Source organism: Amycolatopsis albidoflavus, assembly GCF_039525725.1.
Lineage (GTDB): Bacteria > Actinomycetota > Actinomycetes > Mycobacteriales > Pseudonocardiaceae > Amycolatopsis > Amycolatopsis albidoflava.
The window spans coordinates 1-619 of sequence record NZ_BAAAHV010000037.1 but is presented as its reverse complement, the minus strand read 5'-3'; the positions used below and the strand labels follow the sequence as shown (position 1 = coordinate 619).

Genomic DNA, 619 nt, shown 5'->3' with positions numbered 1-619 from the left:
CGGTTGCGGTCCCGCTGGCGCAAAGCCGCGCCTGCCGGGCAGGCGCTGGTGGTGCTGGCGGTGCTGCGCCACGACCCGCGCCTGGCCGACATCGGCGGCGGCCACGGAGTCTCGGCCTCCACGGTGCGCCGCTGGGTGCTGGAAGTCATCGCCCTGCTCGCCGCCCGCGCCGCCCGGCTGGGCCGGGTCCTGCGACGGCAGGCCGCGCGGGGCGCGTCAGCGGTGCTGGTGGACGGCACCCTGATCCGCACCCGGCGCCGCACCGGACGCGCCAACCGGGCCCACTACAGCGGCAAGCACAAACAGCACGGGCTGGTCGTGCTCGCCCTGACCGACGAACACGGCCGGCTGCTGTGGATCTCCGCGGCCCTGCCGGGCCGCACCGCCGACATCACCGCCGCCCGCCGGCTCCGCATCCGCGAACGCCTCCACGCCCACGGCCTGACCCCGGCCGGAGACAAAGGATTCCACGGCTGGCACAAAGACATCCGCACCGCCCGCGACTGCCCCCACTGCGGCGGGGCCTGCGAGCAGATCGTGCTCACCCCCTACAAAGCCGAAACCAACCGGCCCCTCACCACAGGACAGAAACAGGCGAACGCGGCGTTCGCCGCGATGC

Annotated in this window: 1 protein-coding gene; it reads left to right on the top strand. The window is 74.5% G+C overall.

The window, feature by feature from the left end; all coding sequences use genetic code 11:
* Positions 1–619, top strand: a 619-nt coding sequence (locus tag ABD156_RS47760; RefSeq protein WP_344288927.1) for a transposase family protein, incomplete at both ends; no start/stop codon positions are given.